We start from the raw sequence: 24,324 nt of genomic DNA, 5'->3' as shown, positions 1-24,324 counted from the left end.
ATCAGAAATAATAAGGGCTGCGTCACATTTTCAGTGCGCAGCCCTTATTTCTATTATTTCATCACAAATTACTTAATCAATGATTCCGGATCCAAATGAGCAGATTCGATATCTTTGAAGTAACGGTAAGTACCCACTTTCAATTCAGCTGTAGCAGCATCATCACAAACGATAATACCCTTTTCATGCATTTGCAATGCACTGATTGTCCACATCTGTGTGATAGCACCTTCTACCGCATGATACAAAGCACGAGCTTTGTTATGACCATTTACAATAATCATCACTTCTTTTGCAGAAAGCACAGTACCCACTCCCACTGTCAAAGAAGTCTTAGGAACTTTGTTGATGTCATTATCAAAGAAACGGGAGTTAGCAATGATGGTATCCATTGTTAACGTTTTCTGACGAGTGCGTGAAGTCAATGAAGATCCCGGTTCGTTGAATGCAATATGTCCGTCAGGACCAATACCACCCATGAACAGGTCGATGCCACCGTATGACTTGATCTTTTCTTCGTAACGTGCACATTCTGCATCCAGATCCGGAGCGTTACCATTCAGAATATTAGTATTCTCGGGTTTAATGTCGATATGACCGAAAAAGTTATTCCACATGAAAGAATAATAGCTTTCCGGATGTTCTTTCGGCAATCCTACATATTCGTCCATGTTGAATGTTACCACATTCTGGAAGGAAACGATTCCTTTCTTATTCAGGTCGATCAAAGCTTTATACATGCCCAGAGGAGATGATCCGGTGGGACAGCCCAATACAAATGGTTTTTCGGGGGTTGGATTGGCAGCTTTTATTTTAGCGGCAACATAATGTGCAGCCCACAGAGATACGGACTGGTAGTCCGGCTGAATAATAAGTCTCATAAGTCGATTATTTTATAGGTTAGTTAATAAATTATCTCATTCACTGTTTTAACGATCTTTCTTCAAACGGTCCGCCATGGCACGTGCCAGATTTTCGCACTGGGTATAAGTCAGGTCTTTCATAGCCTGCTTCATCTCCACCGGATCACCGATCAATTCGAATTTACTCTTTTCAGCAAACTCCGCCAGACGTTTCACCGCAGCACCTGCCCATGCAAAAGAACCGAAGTAGCCCAAATAGCGTCCCTTCACCTCACGCAGCAGAATCTTTGAAAGCAGCGCTTCCACCTCCGGAAATATCTGATTACTATATGTAGGAGAACCGATAATCAATCCCTTATAACGGAAAATATCCGCTATGATATAAGAAGGATGACTCTTTGTCACGTTATGCATAACGATATTCTTAACTCCCTGTGCAGAAAGCTCTTCAGCAATAGCTTCCGCCATCTGCTCCGTATTTCCATACATGCTTCCGTAGGCAATAACAACACCTTCATCCGCATCATAACGACTCAAACGATCATATATACCGATCACCTTTGCAATATTCTCTGTCCATACAGGTCCGTGAGTAGAACAAATGGCAGAAATGGGAAGTCCACCTAATTTCTGCAAAGCCTTTTGCACGGGACTTCCGTATTTACCAACGATATTAGAGTAATAACGAACCATTTCTCCCCAGTACTTATCGACATTGATCCGGGTATCCAGGAATCCGCCATCTACAGTACCAAAACATCCGAATCCGTCACCGGAGAAAAGAACTCCATCCGTTTCATCAAAAGTCATCATCGTTTCCGGCCAATGCACCATTGGAGTCATATAAAAACGCAGTTTGTGACGTCCTAAAGCGAGGAAATCACCATCCTTTACCAGATATTGTTCACCGGTTACCCCATAGAAACCTTCAATCATGCCGAATGTTTGCTTATTACCCACGATAATAATTTCCGGATAATGTTGTTTAATCAATCGGATAGATCCCGAATGATCCGGTTCCATGTGATTTATAATCAAATAATTAATGGGACGTTCTCCAATCACTTGCTTGATTTTACGCAAGTAGACTTCAAAATAACAGATATCTACCGTATCTACCAATGCCACCATTTCATCATCAATCAGATAAGAGTTATATGAAACTCCATAGGGCAATGGCCACATCGCTTCAAATCTGTGCTTGTTACGGTCATTTACTCCCACATAGTGGACATTTCCTTTAATTCTTGTTTTACTTTCCATCTTTCAAATCCATTAAATATTTCTTCCACTATTCTATACTCCGCAAAACAGCTATTTATTAAGTGGTAAGTTTATCGTTTGCAAAAATAATCCTTTTTTCCGAATCCCTATACTTCTTACCTTGATAAGCACCTCTTTCTTTCATTCTTTTTTGTAAACGAGCTACAAATTCATAATTTTTCAATCCCCAGTCCGGAGCTATTAATAAATCTTTAGGAGATTGGGAAACAAAACGTTCCACAACCATATCGGGACGGAGATGTTCTACATAATCAATCACCAGATCAATATATTCCTCAACCTCGTTAAACAAATGAAAGCCAGCAGGAGTTACATCATACTCATGTGCCATCCGCGTACCACGGATCAACTGTAACTGATGGATTTTAAGTGTAGCTAAAGGCAGATAGGAAAGAATTTCCGCTTGTGCCACCATTGTATCATGTGTTTCTCCCGGAAGTCCGAGGATGATATGTCCACCTGTCAGGATACCACAGGCCGCTGTCTGACACACAGCTTCTACTGTATCTGCATAAGTATGCCCCCGATTGATGCGTTTTAAGGTTTCATCACAAGTGCTTTCGATCCCATATTCTACCATGAGAAACGTATGTTTGTTCAAATCTTCCAGATAATGCAACAAACTTTCCGGCATACAATCGGGACGCGTACCAATCACCAGCCCGACTACCCCATCCACCGCCAATGCTTCCTCATACTTACGCTTCAAGCCTTCCAACTCCGCATATGTATTGGTATAGGCCTGAAAATAGGCCAAATATTTCATTTCCGGATATTTATGGGCAAAAAAGCATTTACCTTCTTCCAATTGAATAGCAATAGATTTCTCTGTCCGGCAATAATCCGGATTAAATGTCTGGTTATTGCAATAGGTACATCCCCCCCACCCTTTTGTACCATCACGATTGGGGCAAGTGAAACCTGCATTCAATGAAATCTTTTGTACTTTGTAAGGAAAATATTTCCGCAAAAAAGTAGGGAAATCATTATATAATAGCTGTGTAGACATATTCATTCACTTCATTCTTTATTTTACCTACAAACATAAGCAAAATCAACGAGTTACGGAAAGTTGGCACAAAATATCTTCAATATATTAAAAATTTCATAAATACCATAAGATAAATTAATAAATATTGCAATTCGAAAAACTATTTAATTAGCTTTGCTATGATTTTAGGCATTGGCAGGAGGATACTTGTGAAAGTCTTGTGCAATTTATTCCCCAATTATGATTTCATCTCACCATACCCCATGCAACTCTTGTCAATAAAATTATCCTCTTTATAATCTGAATAAGATTATAAAGAGGATTTTTTTAACTAATATTACTCTCTTATTTTTGTTCAAAACACAACATAGAGATCAATGCTGTATAGGATGAAGAGGAAAAAATAGGAAAAAACGAGTATTATTCGTTCAAACCACTTATCAGACTTTCCATTCTGCATTGTTTTGTTTATTTTTGCTATAAACATTAAAGTAACTACTATGAAACGGCTCCATACTTTATTTCTTCTTCTAACAATAGCGATCGATATAGCTGCTCAACCTATCTGCCAAGTTAAACATTTCTCCGTGAGTGACGGTCTCGCTCAAGGTAATGTCATGAGCATTTTACAGGATCAGAAAGGGCTTGTTTGGTTTAGTACCTGGAACGGGCTTAACAAGTTTGACGGATACACTTTTAAGACATATAAAACTTCGCAAGAGAGTAAATATGCATTCGGCAGCAATCGCATGGGAACTATTTCAGAAAGTAAATACGGAGATATATGGTGCCCCACTTACGATGGACAAGCCTGCCTTTTTGATGTGGAAACCGAGAAGTTTATTGATGTTCTCCAACCGATTGAGCTTTCCACGAAACAAACTAACAATGTTACACGCATTTATTCGCTGGAGAAAGGGATTGCCTGGATTCTCTGTGAAAGCGGATATGCATTCAGAGTGGACGAACAATTATGCAAAAAAGGAGAAGGCATCACACTTTATTCAGCTTCCAACCACAACCTGAAAGGAAATCAAATATTTAACATTTATCAAGACTCTGAAGAAGATGAATGGATATTGACAGACAAAGGTGTTTCCATCATAGGAAAGAAAACACTGGATACTGACTTTCCTTTCCAGTTCATCACCCAAATAAAGGAAACGATCTATCTGATTGCAGAAAATGACAAGTTAGCCAGATATGACTTCCACACTAAAAAACTGAAATTCGTAGATATTCCTTATCCGCATCATAAAATAAACAATGTCACTACCATAGGAAAAGATATGCTGGCATTGGGAACGGATAATGGAGTGATTTTGTATTCTATCCCGAAGAACAGTTTCCAGCAAATAGACATCCGTACAGCTACCCAAACTTCCAACGATGTAGAATCTGTCTATCAAGACCACTTGGGAGATATCTGGATTTTTTCAAAAGATCCGGGCATTGTTCATCTTAACCTCGCGACCAATGAAAAAGAACATCTGTTCACCCCCAAAGATGAGATTATCAAGCATGGGCGTAAAAGTCGTAAACTTATTTTTGAAGACAATGCGAAAAACCTATGGCTACTCCCCACGGAAGGAAACTTTTGCTACTATGACCGGAAAGAAAGAACTCTCAAACCGCTTCTTACGGATATCAATAATCCCAAGTCTATTTTCAGTCCGTTAGTCAGGTCTTATACATTGGATAATCAGGGAAACTGTTGGTTTGCAACGGCACGTGGTGTAGAGAAACTATGCTTCTTTCCACAGAGCTATCAATTTAACCTGACTGATTACGAGGCAGAAACACGTGCATTCCTGCAAGACAGCAATAAACGTCTATGGACAGCATCGAAATCTAATTATATCCAGATATTCGCACCGGATGGTAACCTGGTGGGGTACTTATCCAAACAAGGAAATATCATTAAGGAAAAACAATCGTTCTATAATGGGGTATATTCGATTCTGGAAGACAAAGATGGAAATATATGGTTGGGGACTAAAGAAATCGGACTTTTCCAACTTAAAAAGACAGGAGCAAATCATTACTCTATTCACCATTTTGAACACCAGACAAATGATCCTTATAGTTTAAGCAGTAATAGCATTTATGCTATCTTTCAGGACAGTCGTAATAATATTTGGATAGGATGTTATGGGGGTGGATTAAATCTGCTGGCACAAGCTAAAGATGGAAAAGTTTCATTTATTCATAGTAATAATGAGTTAAGAAACTATCCCATAGCTTACGGTATGAAAGTACGCAATATTGCAGAAGCTCCGGGAGGAGTGATTTTAGTGGGAACGACTAACGGACTGCTGACATTCTCGAACAACTTCGAACGCCTGGAAGAGATTAAATTCTACCGGAATATCCGTAGACCGGGAGATAAAAACAGTCTTAGTGCCAACGATATCATGCATATCTATACAGACAAGAATAAAATCACTTATATCATCAGTTTCACCGGAGGCGTAAATAAAGTGATATCTCCCAATCTGCTGAACGAGAATATCCAATTCAAAAACTACGACAAGAACAACGGGCTGGCTTCCGATCTGGCACTATCAATGATTGAAGATACACAGAACCAACTATGGGTTGTTTCGGAGATTGCACTCTCCAAATTCGATCCTGCCAAAGAAACTTTTGAGAACTATGAATTAAGTTCCATCTATCAGGAGTTCAATTTCTCCGAAGCTCTTCCTATTATTAATGCCCGCAACCAGATTATCTTAGGAACTGATAAAGGCTTTCTGGAAGTTTCTCCGGAGAAAATGCGGAAGAGTAGCTATGTTCCTCCTATTGTGTTTACAGGACTCAAGATTCAAGGACACCTTACCGATCACTCTATTGACAATCTGGAAGAATTGGAACTGGAGCCGTCTCAAAGGAATGTAACTTTCCAGTTTGCTGCACTTGATTATGTCAATCCAAAAGGGATTTTATATGCCTATCGCCTGCAAGGACTAGAAGAAGAATGGAATGAAGCAGATAATAACCGTTCTGCTAGCTACATCAACTTACCTGCAGGCAAATATCAGTTGCAGATAAAGTCAACAAACAGTGACGGGGTCTGGGTGGACAATGTACGGACTCTATCTATACATGTACTCCCCACCTTTTGGGAAACCTACTGGGCATGGCTGCTCTATTTCATTCTATTCATACTCTTTACGGCAAGCATCGTATATGTATTATTTTACATCTACCGGTTACGTCACAGAGTGGATATGGAACAACAATTAGCAAATATCAAACTGCGATTCTTTACTGACATATCTCATGAGTTACGTACTCCGCTAACTTTAATCAGTAGCCCTGTGACAGAGGTATTAGAGAATGAGCCGCTTTCTCCTTCCGCCCGTGAGCATTTGACTTTGGTACATCAGAACACAGAGCGCATGCTCCGACTGATGAATCAGATTTTGGATTTCCGCAAGATTCAGAATCAGAAAATGAAACTATTGATTGAAGAGACCGATTTGATTCCACTTTTGCAAAAGGTGATGAGTAGCTTCAAACTGATAGCTGAAGAAAAGAACATAAACTATCAGCTGACTTCTACCATCCAGTCGGTATATAGCTGGGTAGATAGAGACAAGTTTGAAAAGATATTCTTCAATCTGCTTTCCAATGCATTCAAATATACACCTGCCGACAAGTCGATTACAGTCAATATCACAACGAAAGAGAAGACGGTAGAGATAGAGGTTGCAGACGAAGGAATCGGAATTGCAGTAGAAAAGCAACATTCCTTGTTCCAACGTTTCGAGTCATTGGTAAAACAGAATATTCTGCAACCATCTTCCGGCATCGGACTGTCTCTCGTGAAAGAGATGGTGGAAATGCATCATGGCACTATTACAGTAAATAGTCAACCCGGAGTAGGCAGCCGTTTTACAGTAAGCTTGCCTTTACAACGGGAAATTTTCGAAGAGGATGTACAGGTCGAATTTATCCTGAATGATAGTCAGAGTTCAGCGCCTCATCCCGTCGATAGCATGAAAGCACCGGAAGAGGTGGAAGAAAAAGAAGACCTTGAGACTAATTCGGATGGTTTCTCCATATTGGTGGTAGAAGATAATGAAGAGTTAAAGGCTTTTCTGAAAAGTATTTTGTCGGAAAATTATACGGTAATCACAGCTTCCAATGGTGAAGAAGGATTGCAACATGCTGTTGACGATCTGCCCGATCTTATTATCAGCGATGTTATGATGCCGGTGATGGACGGTTTAGAAATGATTAGACAAATCAAAGAGAACAACAATATTTGCCATATCCCCATCATCGTATTATCAGCCAAAGCCTCTCTGGACGACCGTATCGCCGGACTGGAACAAGGCATTGACGATTATATCACCAAACCTTTCAGTGCTACTTATCTAAAGACCCGTGTAGCCTCCTTGTTACGACAACGCAAAGCATTGCAGGAGCTCTATATGAATAGACTGATGGAAGGAAAGAATACCTCTACTCCCGATCCTCTGACTCCTTCACAACCACAGATTACTCCATACGACGAGCAATTTATGGAAAAAGTAATGGCATACATGGAAGAACAGATGGACAATGCCGAACTAACGATTGACGAATTTGCAGAACAGTTGATGCTTAGCCGTACAATCTTCTACCGGAAATTAAAATCAATCGTCGGACTGACACCTGTTGACTTTATACGGGAAATACGTATCAAACGTGCCGTACAACTGATTGACAGCGATGAATATAACTTCTCCCAGGTAGCGTATATGACGGGATTCAACGATCCGAAATATTTCAGCAAGTGCTTCAAGAAAGTGATAGGAATTACCCCGTCAGAATACAAAGAGAGAAAAAAATAACTCTTTGATAAGAATATAAAAAGTCCCTTTATACCCGGTTGTCTCATTATTCGATCAATCAAAATTCGATAGAGTAAACTGATATAAAGGGACTTTTCATACAAGATGAAGAGATTTGCCTGTCAACAACACATCAATATCCAAACTTACATTGACAAACAAACACCTGTTTTTCCGAATCATCATTAAATACTTCTTCTTCAAATCCTCCATATTTATGAATAATACTAAAACCATTCCATTCCAAATATGAATCCAACTCTTGAGGGAAAAACATTCTCATATCCAGATTTTGAATAGAATTGAATTCACCATTGATAAAATAATGCCATTCGATCCGATTAATCTGGGTTCTATTTTCATATCGCATTGTCTGCTTTATCGAGACTTCTCTTCCATCGCCAGTTGTATACGTGGCTATTTCCTGCTGTTCTTTCTCACCTTCAACTATATACCGAATATTCGGATTAAAACAATCCAACAGAAACAAGCCTCCGTCTTTGAGGTGATTTTTAACAACATGAAGTACCTTAAATAAATCTTCATTCTCATATAAATGATGGATCGAATTAAATGGAATAAAAATAAGGTCGTACTCCTCCTGTAAATCCAGAGTCCTGATATCCGCCTGAATGAAATTGATTCTTAGTCCAGCCTCGGCAGCTTTCATCTTAGCCTGATGGAGCATTGAAGCAGTGTAATCAACCCCACTTATATCATATCCATCCTTTGCAATAGGAAGAGTAAGTCTGCCAGTTCCACAGCAAAGCTCAAGTATTCGGGCATCCTTGTTTTTAGGTAACCACCGCTTATAAAAATGCAAATCATCCATGCCGGTATTCATTCCATCATAAATATTTGCATCATAAATTAAATCGCCAACTTTATAATCACTATTCATTTGCCTCCTCCAATATCCATTATTTACTATTATTTCTTATACAAACAAGAATATCCCCAACGTACAATGTACCCAAAGGATATTCTATAAATAACCAGAAGTATTACCGGTCGTTCGCAAATGTAGTAAATATCTATAAGCCAGCTATGATTATCCTCTAAAACCTTTACTTTAGTGATTTTCTATTTCGATAAAGGTTCGATATATGACCTTGCTGGATATTCTACTCAAATATGAAATTCTTAATAGATAAGCTCTTATTTGAACCTCCGAACACAAAATAGACTTTCTCTTTCTTTCGTAATTTCTTCACTTCAAAACTCTGCTTCGTCCACTCCCCGTTAGTAGATTGAATAGTGCAAGAAGCCAACAGTTCCCCTTGTAAAGAGCCTCTTCTCATCTCAAGAACTCCTCCCGGATTCAAAGCCTGCAGTTCGAATGTTATCTTTCCGGGTCTTTTCTTAAATGTCAAGTTATTAAACACAAGCCAATCACCGTCCTTTATATCCGTTAGAAATTGCATCGGACGCTTGCCGACAGGACGAACCAATGTCATCCCTTCCCGGTCGTCATAACGAGAGAAGTCTATCTCCGTAAATGCATCATAATGATTGCCGCGATGCGCACTTTCCAGTTCAAAAGAGTCAAAGTCAGCATATCCGCAAGGATTTCCTTTCATTACATTATAACAACAGAGTGCATGCCGTATCCCTAGAAATCCCCAGAAATTAGAAACACCTTCAGGACCGAAACGATGATATTGGCGATTATCCAAACTATAATGAAAACGGGTAGCCCCTTCTTTCGTTGTTTCTGTGCGCAGATAGATTCTCTGAACATCTTTCAATTCAAGACTATCCACAATCATCTCTGCCGCATCCCGGTTCCCTTCTCTCATTTCAAGCCAAAAGCGATTGTCTTTCTTTCTGACTCCAAATTGATACATCATTCTTCCCATAATCCCATTTCCGGCAAAGTCACCTTCCTTTAAACCGGACAAGTCTAATAATACCGTGCCCGTGCTATACGGTCCTGTCACCTTTTGAGTTAACGAGTTCCTCGCCCAATAAAAACCTTTGGCATGTTGAGCATATATTCTAAAATAACCCGGCCTGTCCGTCAAGCTCCACTTCTCTTTATACGGAACATGATTAAATTCCCAAACCGGAGCCAATTCCGGTTTGTCAAAAGAATCGGAATGATGAGGATAATTCATCTTATGTTTACCTTTGACTGCCGGTTTCCGATAAGTAACCACTCCTTTCCCCGGTCTGCCTTCCGGTCCGACAACCGGCCATTCATTCTCCCATTTCATAGGATACAACATAAGACATCTCCCCATATAATCGCGATCTTGAAAAGTGTATGCCCAGGATTCTCCTTCAGCCGTTTCTATATACCCACCCTGATGAACACCTGCACCAGCATAATTAATATCATCATCTATCAGAACTTTCGTTTCATAAGGTCCGTAAAGGTTTCGTGAACGACTTATCATCTGCACCCCATCATACCCCAACGCCGGATTAAAGACATAATACCATCCGTTTCTTTTATAAGTGTGACATCCCTCAAACAAATGGCCGTAACCTTCGGGAGCTGTTATAATAAGCGTTCCCTTATCTTGAGGGTCGAGCACTCCCGTAGCATCATCTTTCAACCGCGTCAGATAGATTTTCCCTTTTCCGTGAGTGACATACTTTTTACCGTCATCATCAATAAAAAAGCCGGGATCATACAACCGCTTTTCAAACTTATGCATCGTATAAGGACCTTCCGGCCTCGTACTCTTAAACATGACGAAGCCATCATCCGCAATATTGACTCCTATATAATAAATACCCTCATCATATCTGATGGTAGGTGCCCAGCACAAACGGCTGTAAGCCGTTTTCTCATTTTCCATCCGATATTGAGGCTGGAAAGTGATACTGTCATAAGCATGACCGATAATTTGCCAATTAATCAAATCTTTCGAATGACAGACCGGAATTCCCGGCATTGCCACAAAGGACGAACTAACCATGTAATAATCCTCCCCTACACGGATAATATCCGGATCAGGATAATCGGCATTAATCACCGGATTGGTATAGGTTCCGTCACCATTATCGGAGGAAAACAGGACATGTCTCTGAACTGGTGCACAAGCTTGCAGGAACGTCAATATGCACCCCAGAATCAAAAGATAAGGTAAACACTTAAAAGAAGAAGTTGAATGATACATCATAGTATTCGCATTTTAATCAATGAATAAACGCCCGGATGAGCTTAATTAACATGCAATATTAAGCATTTCCTCCATCCTGCCAGAGTAATAATCAGTACAAAAGGAGGACAATCATACATACCCTTTCAAACAAACATTTCAGTATCTTTCTATTTACATTATAAAGTTCACGTTCTATTCAGCTAAAATGTTTTATCTTTGAACAGGTCTATGGATTTATCGGCTCCAAATAAGCCTTGCATAGGAAATCCTCCTTTTCTACCGGATATTCCCCACAAAAATAATGAAAAGCGCGTACTATTGCAGTCTCAAATCTAAAAACCAAAAAAACTAGAAAATGAAAAAGCAATGGATCATTGCCTGTCTTATCGGAATTCAAGGGGTAAATGTACAGGCACAACAACCCAGCAAGTATCCCTATCAGGACACGAAGCTGACTGTGGAACAACGGGCGGATGATTTACTTCAACGTCTCACATTAGAAGAAAAAGTGGCGTTGATGCAAAACAACTCACCGGCTATTCCCCGGCTTGGCATTAAGCCGTATGAATGGTGGAACGAAGCTCTTCATGGCGTTGCCCGCGCCGGACTGGCTACTGTCTTTCCGCAAGCCATAGGTATGGCCGCTTCTTTCAACGACGAACTATTATACGAAGTCTTTGATGCCGTATCCGACGAAGCACGTGCCAAAAACCGCCAATTCAATGAAAAAGGACAATATAAACGTTATCAGGGACTGACCATGTGGACTCCCAACGTCAATATCTTCCGCGACCCCCGCTGGGGACGAGGACAGGAAACATACGGCGAAGACCCTTATTTAAGCGGACGTATGGGAATGGCGGCAGTCAGAGGTCTGCAAGGACCGGAAGATGCCGAATATGACAAACTTCATGCCTGCGCCAAACACTTTGCCGTACACTCGGGTCCCGAATGGAACCGTCACAGCTTCAACGCAGAAAACATTGCACCCAGAGACTTATGGGAAACCTACCTTCCTGCTTTCAAGGAACTGGTACAAAAAGCAGGAGTCAAAGAAGTGATGTGCGCTTACAACCGTTTCGAAGGCGATCCCTGCTGCGGTAGCAACCGTCTGTTAACCCAAATTCTCCGCAACGACTGGGGATTCAAAGGAATCGTAGTCACCGACTGCGGAGCAATCGGAGACTTTTTCCAACGCAAGAAACATGAAACGCATCCCGATGCCGCCCATGCCTCTGCCGACGCTGTTTTAAGCGGAACAGATCTCGAATGTGGCGGTAACTTCAAAAGCATCACCGATGCTGTGAAAAAAGGCCTGATTTCGGAAGAGAAAATCAATACATCAGTCAAAAGACTACTGAAAGCCCGCTTTGAACTGGGAGAAATGAATTCGACTCATCCCTGGAGTAACATTCCATTTTCTGTTATCGACTGTCCCAAACACAAAGAACTGGCACTGAAAATGGCACATGAAAGTCTGGTATTACTCCAAAACAATAACAACATCCTTCCATTAAATCGTCAGATGAAAGTCGCAGTCATCGGCCCCAACGCCAACGATTCGGTAATGCAATGGGGTAACTACAACGGCTTCCCTTCACATACCGTTACTCTACTGGAAGGAATACGCGCCAAACTACCTGACGCACAAATCATCTACGAACCTGTATGCGGATATACAAACGACACCACCCTGCATAGCCTATTCAATCAGTGCAGCATCGACGGAGAAGCCGGATTCAACGCCACCTACTGGAATAACCGCGAATATAAAGGCAAAATTGCCGCAACCGACCGTCTGACCACTCCTTTCCATTTCAGTGCAGAAGGTTCTACCGTATTTGCTCCCGGCGTAGGATTGAAAAACTTCACCGCCATCTATCGTTCCACTTTCCGCCCAACAGATTCCGGTGCCGCCACTTTCCGCGTGATGACTAACGGAGGAGTTACTTTATTCCTCAACGGCAAGCAAATAGCAGAAGCCACCAACATCAAGAATCATACCAATCTGTATTCTTTCAACTACGAAGCAGGAAAGAGTTACGACATCGAGTTGCGTTTTATTCAGGTTAAAGATAACCCTGCACTGAACTTCGACTTGGCAAAACAAACTCCAATGGATGCCCGTGAAATCCTGAACAAGTTGCAAAGCGCAGATGTAGTTATCTTTGCCGGAGGCATCTCCCCCCTATTGGAAGGAGAATCCATGCGGGTATCCGACCCCGGATTCAAAGGCGGCGACCGTACAGAAATCGAATTGCCCGCCATCCAGCGCGAAGTTCTTGCTCTTCTAAAGAAGAATGGAAAGAAAACAGTATTCGTCAACTTCTCCGGTTCGGCAATGGCCATCGTGCCTGAAACGCAGAATTGCGATGCTATCCTGCAAGCATGGTATCCCGGACAGGCAGGTGGAACAGCCGTTGCCGATGTTCTTTTCGGAGATTACAATCCTGCCGGACGTCTGCCTATCACTTTCTATAAAAGCATGCAACAATTACCGGATTATGAAGATTATTCGATGAAAGGACGTACCTACCGTTTCATGACGGAAACACCTCTTTATCCATTCGGCTACGGTTTAAGTTATACCCGTTTTTCTTATGGAAAAGCTACCCTGAACCAATCGAAGCTGACCAAAGGCGAAAAAGCAATCCTCACTATCCCGGTAAGTAACGTCGGACAGAGAGACGGTGAAGAAGTGGTTCAGGTATACATCTGCCGTCCTGACGACAAAGAAGGTCCGCAAAAAACTCTTCGTGGTTTCCAACGGGTTAGCATTGCTAAAGGTAAGACACAGAACGTCCAGATAGAGCTTCCGTACGATTCTTTCGAATGGTTTGATGCAGCGACCAATACCATACGTCCTTTAAACGGAACATATAAGATACTTTACGGAAACAGTTCAAATGAAAAAGACTTGCAAACGTGCAGTATTCAGATTCAATAGGCAATGCTATTACATACAATTTGAGGCCGGGTTAATGAACTTAGGCTACATTGAGAATTTATAAAAAAATGGTTTTTATTGTCAGGCCAAGAGTTATGGCTTCATAAAGTGATTGTTTTCAAGCTATTACCCACTGACAATAGAAGCTGACAATAGGCTGACAATAAAGATTTTCGTCTTTTATTGTCAGCCTATTATTGTTTAAAACTGCACTATGCAGCTATTATCCCTTACTTACCAAGCCTGCATTATTCCGCAAAGACACCGTTATTGTTCAACTAAGGTGCCGTTATCGTTCTGCTAAAGTATCGATCTTGTTAGTTCTTCACGGCCGTGACGAGATCTTTCCACGGCTGTGGTAGTATCTCACCACGGCCGTGAGAAGAAGCTACCACGGCCGTGGGAAGGTAAAGATAGCGGCACCTTTGCCCAACTATACCGGCACACTAATCAAACTATACAGGTATACTTACTCAACTATACAGACATACTTACTCAACTGTACAGGCATACGAATGCAACTATATCAGAACCTTAAAACAACAATTCCAAGATGTCAGCATAACTATACAATAAAAAAACAGGCTGACAATAGAACTCTTAATTCTTATTGTCAGCCTATTGTCAGCTTCTATTGTCAGCATGTATTATACTGTAATTCACTTCTTTAACTACCGTCCTGACAGATTGACAATAAAAACAGTATAAAACAGATAGTACAGTTAGTTCTTGGTCAGTAACCGTTTCTCTGAAATCGTTCCCAGATCTTTTCCGTTAATGGTGATATCCGTTGTATTTTCGATCTGTATCATAGATTGGTCAGGAGTGTCAATTTCAACATTCTCGATGTTGAGCTTTGCCACTTGATTCACTACAATACCCTCTTTAGCACCAGTAACCACCATATTCTTGATGGAAATATTCTCAATCGGCATTTCGGGAAGTCCGTTCAGATACGCCGCCCGTCCTGCTCCCCTGCAAAACACATCCGAGATATAGATGTTCCTAAAAGCAGGAGTCTCTTCACTCACACTCGGAATCGGTTCACCGGGAGCACTTTTGGCCGCATAATATAAATCGGCAATCAAAGCATCATTAGGAATATCAATCATATTTATATTATTGATGTAAATATTCTCCACGACGCCACCACGTCCACGGGCACTTTTAAACCGCAACCCGACATCCGTGCCGATAAAAGAACATTCGGACACATATACATTCTTCACTCCTCCGGACATCTCACTACCAATTACGAATCCGCCATGACCATGCAAAACGGTATTGTTTCTCACAATCACATTCTCACAAGGTTCACCTCTGCGACGGCCATCTTCGTCTTTACCAGACTTCAGGCAGATTGCATCATCTCCCGCATCAAAGAAACAGTTAGCAATCAGCACATTCTTGCATGATTCCACATCGAGCGCGTCTCCGTTCTGCGAATACCAGGGATTGAACACCTTTACATCATTCAATATCAAAGATTCGCACGAAAGCGGATGAAGACACCAGCTCGGAGAGTTTTTGAAAGTCACGCCTTCCAGAAGCACCTTTTTACTCTTCACAATACTTAGCAGTACAGGACGCAGCCAACTTTTCATCTCCTCCCATTCTTCACTCGTGATTTCAGCCTGTTGATTCCCCTGGCCAGACATGAGAACGGATGCTTTCAATGCCCCTTCATTAGGATACCACACCTTGCCGTTCTCATCCACATTACCACCGGAGTTCACCAGATTCTTCCACTGTCTGTCCGTCATTTTATCCTTCTTCACAGGACGCCATCTGTCTCCCGCTCCATCAAAAACGCCATAACCGGTAATAGCTATGTTTTCTACATTCATTGCCGAGATAGGCGACTGGCAGCGCCGTGTATCCAGTCCTTCAAATGAAGTCGTAATAATCGGATACAACGAGGTGTCACCGCTAAACACAATCAAAGCATTCTTTTCTGCATGCAAATTGACGTTACTTTGCAAAACAATGGGGCCTGTGAGCCACAAACCTTCCGGAATGATTACTTTACCCCCTCCTTTGTCGTGCACTACTTTGATAGCCTTATTAATAGCCTCCGTGTTCAGCGTCACCCCATCGCTTTTTGCTCCGAAATCACAGATATTTACCTGATAATCGGGAAAAACGGGACGCTCTATGGCGGGCATGGAGAAAGGAAGGTCTGCATACATTGCCTTCAAATCTGTCTCCACATCCACCTGCTTGGCAGTACCCTGACAAGCACAAAATAGTCCTATGATGACCGGTACCAAGCCAGTCATTCGATTCAATCTATTCATCGTATCTTTTTACCTAAACATTTTATTATTTGAACCAAGCCGCATCGGTATAGCCATCCCAACTCATGATGGTTTCACGTGTACCGAAGTATTGATCGTATTGTTCCTTACTAAGTTGCAGCACTGTATTGCGCACCGTTGCCGGAATAGATTGATAAATATCAGAACCCGATTCAGTCTTGCAGTTGTAAAGTTTGCAGCCGGTGGCAACAGTAGGTACAGCCGGTGTCAGCGGTTTATTCTCTCCTACAAAGTTAGGACCGTACACATCGGCAAACGTACAGTTTAAGAAGGTCAGATTGTCCGGCTCAAACTGATAAATCAAAGTAGAGTTAGTAACGCCTTCGCCTACCGTGAAACGGCTGTTCAAGAATACATAACCCAAGTAACCCGCACTGACACGCGCTTGCATTACAGCACGTGTACCGCTAGGTGCATGGATCTGACAATCTTCAAACAGTACCACCTTACCCGACCCCCAGATGAAATCGGTAGCTCCGGCTATGAAACAATCTTTGAACCAGTTGTAACCTCCACCGGGAAGCAAAGTATCCTGGAAACTCAAGACACAGCAATTGATAAAAGCAGCCGATTTGTTGTTAATATAAAGTGCCTCGGCCTGACCATTCTTGCCTAGTGTCCAGCCATACGCATTCTCTATCGTCACATTTTCAAAGCGGATTTTATCACTGTTACCATCGAGTATCACCACCGAACGACCTCCGGAAGAGGGCACAATAGTGCCGGTAGGGGCAAACTGATCGATATTGGTTCCGCCGCCTATACCACCGTTAATATCATTGCTGTTATCATATTGAATATTGACAGCCGTATTATCACTAGCATTTCCTTTTACTGTGATGTTGCTTTGATCGCGCAAGTAGATAATCTCCTGATAGATACCGTCATCCATCCGGAATGTCTTGGCAGCATTCAAATCGACATGTGTGGCACAGAAGTCAATAGCACCTTGCAAAGTATAGAAGTCAGCATTGGGGTCGGTGTGACTAATTTTCACCTCATAGTTCGGTCCGGTCAATGTTGGTGCCGGCTTCGTCTTGAACGTCCATGCACGGCCATATACTCCCTTGAAGTCTGTTTGTTTCACTGCTGCCTGTTCGATGGTTACATAATATTCGGTGTCGGGTTGTAAGCGCTGTTGATGAGGCTTGATAATGAAACTCTTACCTTCCACCCGTGCCGGATAATAATTGACGATACGACGACTGACGGAAGAACCGGTAGGCGTAACGCCGATAATATCCATCCACGTATTCAGTTGGGTCTGACCGTTTACGATAGACTGTCTGCGTTCTGCCATATTGATTTCATCTACCTGTTTATGGTCGCTCATACGATAGATGCGGATACAACCACTCGTACCAAGTTCGGGTGCAGTGCCTTCAAAGGCGATTTTCAGTTCGGTATCTGCTAGTGCTTGCTGCGTGCCGTCGGCAGGTGTGAAGGCATATCCTGATACAGGAGTCTTGTCACCTTCGGCCGTTCCATCCTCACTGCTTCCGTCTTCCCAGGGAGCAGATGAGTTTCCACCATCTACATTTTCAAGACGTCCCATCTCTACAAAGCCGCTGTCGTCTATGTAGAGTGCGAATGTGTAGCTATAACCTTTGTGGAATTGCGGCAAAGCAATGTCCAAATTAGTAAATATCCACTCTTTCTCTCTATCGTCCAATACGAAAGACACTTTATAGCTGTCTGTCAATGCCGATGGAAGAATGATAGCTTCGTAGAATCCTGTTGTAGCATTGTGATAAGGGTTGATTGTAGCAACAGAGCTTTCGTCAACCGTCAGTACATCTGTTTGTATATTGAATGAAGCGGCAGTTTGCATCCCCTCAATCCGTACATCACTTACTTCCAACGGTTCTTTTTCCATATTCACAAACTTCAGAATCACTTTTGCCAGACGATGGGTAAAGTTTAATGAGATATGGGGTTCGTTCTCCGGAGAGTAGGTGTATTCTTCTTTCGTGGCAGCATATAGTAAGTCGCACGCCGTACTTCCTCTTTCTTGAGCGGCCAGTTGCACGGGATAATTAAAATTACGTACATCGGCATTATACGGATAGTATGCCACAAACTTCACCGGTGTTCCATCATTTTGCACTTTCAGCGGTGTAGTGGAAGTGAAAGAAACCGACGCACCCTCTTCCGAGCAGACATAAGGTACATTCGCTGCTTCTGTGACAGGTTCAAGAGTCTTCATATCCAATACGTATGTTCCGATCTTATCTCCGTCATTCCATGACGATCCGTCTTGGGTGACACGGGTTGAGAAACCTGTGAGGTCTACACCGAAGGTAACCTCTCCCGCAGTAGTAGGTTGTTTTGTACCTGTATCTTGCTCATCATCCGAACAAGAGAGGCAAAACAAACCACCTAACAAGGGATATAATAATGAATGAAATAATTTCATAACTGTAATGTTTAATCAGTATTACAAGAGTAATTCAATGGTTATTTTACATTCTTATACCAACGCGGGTCACCTACTTGAGCATCAATTTTCAGTTTGAAGTTGCCGTTTCCTGCATCTTCAAACAGTTCGGTAACTGTTTTGGACGTATCTATCCAGGCATTAGGGAAAGTATTGGCATCAATTGCTTTTCCATGTACATTCAATACAGGCAGCTGTCCGGCTTCGGTAGCTGCCGCTGCATAGTTACCGGAGAATTCCCGTACATCCATTTTATAGCCTATGTTAGGGTTACTTGTAACGAAGCAGGCTGAAATATTATTCTTATAGTAGAGATTGCCGTTACCATATTGACTTTCAAAAGGAGTCTTGCCCAAATCTGCTAATGTACAATTTTCTACAGTGATAACCACACCATTGGCATCTTTTACATAAACGGCACGTTCTGTCATTTTATAAAGTGTAGAGTTGGTTATAGTAATTGCTTTAGAGCCGTAATAATTGAAAATACTTTCCATGTTTTCAAATAGACAATTGTCGATGAGTACGGCAGAAAGTAAGTTTTGTACTCCGTCATTTCTGGTTGGCCAGTCACAAACAGTCTTCATATTACTAAAGTTACACTTCTTAAAGTCTACTACAGCATCAGTAGCAAGTTGGGCAGTTTCATTGTTAGTCAGCAGAGCGGTTGAGTTATCACCTGTAATATCCAGGTTATTCAATGCTATCTTTTGAAGACTGGTATATTGTATCTGTTTCAGATTCATCTTCACTTGTTTTTCTGTATCACCAATCAGCAACAACTCTGTTACAGCTTCGGGCACTACTATTGCATCGCTAAAGGTATAAGCTTCTGCATTGGCAGCAAATACTAACGCAACTTTACCGGAAGCACCGGACAATATTGTCGACAGGTTTGTTTCTGCATTAATCGCTTTTTGAGCATAATCAGCAGGGATTGCTTCATTCTCTGAAACTTTATCACCGTCGCCGTCTTCGCTGCCACCATCACCCCAAGGTGTGTTACTGCCGGAGCCACCGCCTATTTCCCCACTAGTCTCTTTTCCTACATTGATATTGAAGGTATACTCATTGCCCGCAACAAACTTGTCTATCTTGCTGCCTTCAGGCACTGTGTACTGATACTTACCACCGTCTGCCATGATAGTGAGCGACATTTTATTTATCAACTCTTCAGTAGGCAACATGATACCAATAAAAGATTTATCTCCTGTTTTTTGCAGGGAAATAGACTTCTGTGTATACATGTTAGTCAATTTACCGTCTATCAGGCTAAAAATAGCTGTGGTGTTCATCCCCCCTACTGTTATACTTGTTACATTTGATACGTTTTCATTCGTAATCTTGACACGTAGAAGCACTAACTGATGATGGAAAGTGAATGATAATCCACCTGCCAACAATGATTCTGTAGACTGGTTGGCAGACTTTGCCCACATTAAATCGTGGGCAGAGATACCGTTAGACTGATCGCTAACATCTACTTTATAAAGTGCTGCCGTAGCATCAATAACATCTGCAGATGTAGTATGCGGATAATAGGCTACGAAATTCGTAGGCATATCATAGATTGCTATTCCGGGATCGGACGAGAAGTTCGCCGTAAGCCCCTCGCCAATCGTCGTATATTTCACGTTAAGGGCATCGTTCAATACATTCTTATCTTCTGTATCGAACATATATATACCGATAGCATCACCGTTCTCCCATTCACTGGTTTCGCTATTCAATCGTGTAGTGAAACGATCGTTGCCCGAACTGATAGTGCGAAGCATTCTTTGACCATCGCCATCAGTAAGAGAATTTTCATTAACTTCACTACAAGCTACTGCCAACGTTCCGGCAACCGCTAAGAAAAATAGATGTTTCAGATTCATAATATTATCTTTTAATTTATTCTTAATCATATAAGTTCATATTCTCAATTTAAATTTAAGGCAACCAACGAGTATCACCGGCACGACTGTTTACTATCGGGGAAGAAGTATCTTTAATCGTCAAGTCTCCATTAACCGGATCGGCAAACAGTTTGTCCGCTGTAATCTCGAGATCTGTCGCATTCATTTTGCTACCGCCCAATGCATAATCCGCTGTGGTATAGTTATCAGAGAAAGTAGTGGTAGTATTAGCACCGATAGCATACAAATCACCGCAAGGAGATGCCAACAGGATGCCCTGCATTACCAATTTGGAACCTACGGCAGATTCAATGTTAATCAGACGTTGGTTACGGCTGTAATTGTAGATAGTCACATTCTTATATTCCAGTTCGATCGGTTTATCCATATAAGGCGCATAGAAAAGGTTACCCCAGCCATAGCCATTGGTTCCATCATTGTCGTTGCTAAACGTACAGTTGCGGAAGATGGCACGGTCTACCTGATCATAAGACACTCCGTTATCTTTATCGAAAGACTGAAGATTAAATGTACCATACGCACTTGTTTGCCATCCACAACCTTCGAAACGGCATCCTTCCATTTCCAGATTCATAATGTACTTGGCATTAGCTGATTGATGACGCCAGAAACCACGACGAAGACTTATAAAGTCGCAATTTACAAAGCTGACATTCTCTATTGTGTATGCCTTGCTGGTATTCATAAAGTAATTATTGTTTGCTTCATGACGGAATTCGATATTATCGAACTCTAAGCTGGAAAGATAAGAACCTTCTGCAATGCTCCAACTGCCTTCGAGGACAACAACAGGTTTAACACCGTCACGACTGCCCGCCAAACGGAAACCCTTCATCAAAGAGAACGGAGTGACACGGTAGGAAGAACCTGCCGGCAAGTAGTATTCCGTACCTTCGGGCACTTCAGGATCGACATCGTTGTCCAATAACATGGCAGATAAATCATCTTCCAAGCCAACTTGTATAGACATGGCCGACGGACCAGCCGTGCGGAACGTTACCTGATTGTAAGGTTTGTCATATTTACGAGGTTTACTGGTATCATACAGGTTGACTGCGTATAATGTATTCTTCGTCAATCCGTCCACTTCAGCATATCCTTGCATCATCTCTTCAATGGTCAGATAGCGGCTAACGCCCGGCAGAGTCGTATCCATCATAGGCATAATGCTTATGCTATCCACCGGATTTTGTTTGTTGTCTTTCTTCCAGCGAATGATAGCAGATGATTCCGTAATCTCGGTTTTAGATACATCTTCCACCAGCTTGGCATACTCCGGACGAGCTTCAGTAGAAGCACTGACGTAGCTCCATTGCGAATTGTTGATTGTTTTAGCAGCATTGCTGCGTACACGAATATAGAAAGTTGTCCCGTAAGGAATATCATCAATAAACACATAAGGATCAGTGGTTTCTATCTCCATAAACAAGCTGGTGTAATATTGATCCTGATGTAGTTGTACCGTATAAGAGGTAGCATCGTTCACTTTATACCATACCAATGTCACAGAGTTTGCTTTCACCTCCGGTTTCTCCAATACAAACCGGGGCTGGAACAGGTCGTCTACTTTCGTATATTTATCATCTGCCTCGCAGCCTATGAACAGGGTGCCGCAAAGGAGTGCGGGCAGCATAGCCGTTGCAAGTTTTCGTAATAACTTTATCATAACGTTTGTCTTTTTACTGATTAGTATCCATAATAGTTCCGAATCAATCCGCGATGGTCTGTTATAACCTTTGCAGGATAAGGACACAGGTATCTCACAGGATCGGTAGGTTTCACTAATTGATCGTTGTTTTTGTTGATAAATCCACGGAAACTCCATGAAATAGCATCCAACGTTTCATAAAGCTGTGTTTCTTTGTTCAACACTCTCCATCCCAACGCATACTCCAATACTGTGTAACCGGCAGGGCGACCTACACCGGGACCATATTCGTCAATACCTACAATGTCTAATACCTTTCTATCAGAATGTTCAGGGTCCGTCACTTGCTTGTAATAGATATTAGACGGTACTTTCTCAATGCCTGGTACGTAAGCTCCGTTAGCTACCAATCCCCAATTAGTCATCTCGTTATAAAGATTGTAGATAACTTCACCATATTTATTCCAACGCGCAAGATCGTATTTACGAATACCTTCACCACCAAACTCCCATTTACGCTCATCCATGACTGCTTGGAAGAAATCTGCTTCATTAGTCAGGCTCTCTACATAACTTTCTACTTTATCCGTCCATTGAGCCGCATCGAAAGCACGGCGGCGAACACGCTTCAGTGCTTCTTTGGCATCGTCACGCGGTCCGTAAAGTTCATTGACTGCTTCAGCATACATCAGCAAAACATCTGCAAAACGCATACGTACACTGTTGATACCTGTATTAGAACCACTGGAAGCACCCAGCGGAGACTGCATATAGAGTTTGGACCATTTACCAACACCCATACCAGTCACTCCCATATCAATCTCCTGATTCAGGTCTTTATCATATTTATAAGGTACACAAGTCATATCACGACGCAAATCATCCTTATCAAACGAATAAACATACGTACCGCAGAAAGTTACATAGTTGCGGGCGCTGCCATAAGAGTGCTTACCTTCTGCAATAGTAACACCGATATTATAGCCATAACGACTGGTGACACTTTTCAGCATCGGAACAGCGAACATGACATCATCGTTGTTGGCAGTCTTCCAGTTACATTCATTTACCCACAAGTTTTCAAAACTTTGAGTAAGGTCATGTTTGCTTTCTTTGATCACTTTTCCCAGATAAGTGACGGCAATTTCATAATAATGTTCAAAGTTATCGCCACGTTCCATGTAACCTACGTGAGTCACATCTTCTTTGTCGGCACGAAGAGTCCAACCACCCCGATAGAGAGCCAACTGTCCGATAAGCGCTTGGCAATATTCGCGTGAAGCACGTTCTACGCCATAATCCAAATCGACTGCATATTTCATCATCGGTTCTACAGCTATCAAGTCGTCGATCAGATATTCCAGAATGACATTGCGGTCGGTAGTACCCAGGCTGAAGAAATCATCGGTCGCTTCCGTTGGTTTGGTAACAAACACAACATCTCCCCATGTACGAATCAAGTCCAGATAGAGCATGGCACGAAGCGTTTTCACTTCTCCATACATCTGTTGTGTCTCGGAGGGAGTATCACCTGTTACTTTATCGGAAAACAACGGTGACTCCTGCACAGCCTGCAAAAAGTCGTTGGCATAGTTGATAGCATAATAGAGATTATTCCAAGTTGAATTCAACACCGACCAAGTGGGACGGGAATCAAAACAGCCGATATCCGAGCCATTGGTACTGACAGTGTTGTTCTTGAACGAACTCATCTCCACATCGGTATTCGTATTCAAACCGCTGGCAAGGTTACTTCCGTACAACCCGTCTTCCGTCATGGAAGAGTAGATGCGGGTCATCAACGCTTTCATCTCCGATTCGCTGGAAAATATGTACTCGGGAGTAAAACCGGAGCCGGGCTGCACATCAAGAAAATCATCGCAAGACGTCAAAGTGAACAGAGTTCCGGCAATGAGTGAGTATATTAGTTTCTTATTCATTGTTCTTTCATTTTATAGATTTC

At 42.0% G+C, this 24,324-nt stretch carries 12 protein-coding genes; 2 read left to right on the top strand and 10 right to left on the bottom strand.

The window, feature by feature from the left end; genetic code table 11:
• Window positions 1-68 precede the first annotated feature (68 nt).
• Genes nagB through NQ505_RS10735 form a run of 3 tightly spaced genes read right to left on the bottom strand, consistent with a single transcriptional unit; the run spans window position 69 to window position 3,162 of the window.
• Window positions 69-881 (bottom strand): glucosamine-6-phosphate deaminase, encoded by an 813-nt coding sequence (nagB, locus tag NQ505_RS10745; RefSeq protein ID WP_004301540.1) that lies wholly within the window; start codon window positions 879-881, stop codon window positions 69-71.
• 48 nt (window positions 882-929) lie between these two features.
• Window positions 930-2,126, bottom strand: coding sequence for an FprA family A-type flavoprotein (locus NQ505_RS10740; protein WP_004305272.1), 1,197 nt, complete (start codon window positions 2,124-2,126; stop codon window positions 930-932).
• Window positions 2,127-2,184: 58 nt separating this feature from the next.
• A complete protein-coding gene (locus NQ505_RS10735; protein ID WP_009000430.1) occupies window positions 2,185-3,162 on the bottom strand; it encodes a TIGR01212 family radical SAM protein in 978 nt (325 codons plus the stop codon).
• A 476-nt stretch (window positions 3,163-3,638) separates the two neighbouring features.
• Here NQ505_RS10735 and NQ505_RS10730 point away from each other — a divergent pair, with 476 nt between their 5' ends.
• Window positions 3,639-7,979 (top strand): hybrid sensor histidine kinase/response regulator transcription factor, encoded by a 4,341-nt coding sequence (locus tag NQ505_RS10730; protein ID WP_009000429.1) that lies wholly within the window; start codon window positions 3,639-3,641, stop codon window positions 7,977-7,979.
• A 133-nt stretch (window positions 7,980-8,112) separates the two neighbouring features.
• Here the strand turns inward: NQ505_RS10730 and NQ505_RS10725 are convergent, their stop codons facing one another.
• Window positions 8,113-8,880 (bottom strand): class I SAM-dependent methyltransferase, encoded by a 768-nt coding sequence (locus NQ505_RS10725; RefSeq protein WP_009000428.1) that lies wholly within the window; start codon window positions 8,878-8,880, stop codon window positions 8,113-8,115.
• A gap of 223 nt (window positions 8,881-9,103) precedes the next feature.
• The gene (locus NQ505_RS10720; protein WP_009000427.1) at window positions 9,104-11,110 is read right to left on the bottom strand and encodes a family 43 glycosylhydrolase; all 2,007 of its coding nucleotides are present in this window, start codon (window positions 11,108-11,110) and stop codon (window positions 9,104-9,106) included.
• Window positions 11,111-11,447: 337 nt separating this feature from the next.
• Between NQ505_RS10720 and xyl3A the strand changes: the two genes are divergently transcribed.
• A complete protein-coding gene (xyl3A, locus tag NQ505_RS10715) occupies window positions 11,448-14,039 on the top strand; it encodes a xylan 1,4-beta-xylosidase (RefSeq protein WP_009000426.1) in 2,592 nt (863 codons plus the stop codon).
• A 722-nt stretch (window positions 14,040-14,761) separates the two neighbouring features.
• Here xyl3A and NQ505_RS10710 read toward each other — a convergent pair.
• The 5 genes from NQ505_RS10710 to NQ505_RS10690 are packed head-to-tail and all read right to left on the bottom strand — an operon-like array spanning window position 14,762 to window position 24,301.
• Window positions 14,762-16,336: a glycoside hydrolase family 28 protein gene (locus NQ505_RS10710; protein ID WP_009000425.1), complete on the bottom strand. Its 1,575-nt coding sequence runs from the start codon at window positions 16,334-16,336 to the stop codon at window positions 14,762-14,764.
• Between the two features lie 25 nt (window positions 16,337-16,361).
• Window positions 16,362-18,773: a pectinesterase family protein gene (locus NQ505_RS10705; RefSeq protein WP_009000424.1), complete on the bottom strand. Its 2,412-nt coding sequence runs from the start codon at window positions 18,771-18,773 to the stop codon at window positions 16,362-16,364.
• Between the two features lie 41 nt (window positions 18,774-18,814).
• Complete coding sequence (locus NQ505_RS10700; protein WP_009000423.1) at window positions 18,815-20,671, bottom strand: fimbrillin family protein; 1,857 nt, start codon at window positions 20,669-20,671, stop codon at window positions 18,815-18,817.
• 55 nt (window positions 20,672-20,726) lie between these two features.
• Window positions 20,727-22,379, bottom strand: coding sequence for a DUF5123 domain-containing protein (locus NQ505_RS10695; RefSeq protein ID WP_009000422.1), 1,653 nt, complete (start codon window positions 22,377-22,379; stop codon window positions 20,727-20,729).
• A gap of 20 nt (window positions 22,380-22,399) precedes the next feature.
• Window positions 22,400-24,301, bottom strand: coding sequence for a RagB/SusD family nutrient uptake outer membrane protein (locus NQ505_RS10690; protein ID WP_009000421.1), 1,902 nt, complete (start codon window positions 24,299-24,301; stop codon window positions 22,400-22,402).
• Window positions 24,302-24,324 lie beyond the last annotated feature (23 nt).

This window comes from Bacteroides sp. D2 (genome assembly GCF_025147085.1).
Taxonomy (GTDB): domain Bacteria; phylum Bacteroidota; class Bacteroidia; order Bacteroidales; family Bacteroidaceae; genus Bacteroides.
The sequence above is the reverse complement of the archived record's forward strand: the minus strand, read 5'-3'. Positions and strand labels throughout refer to the sequence as shown.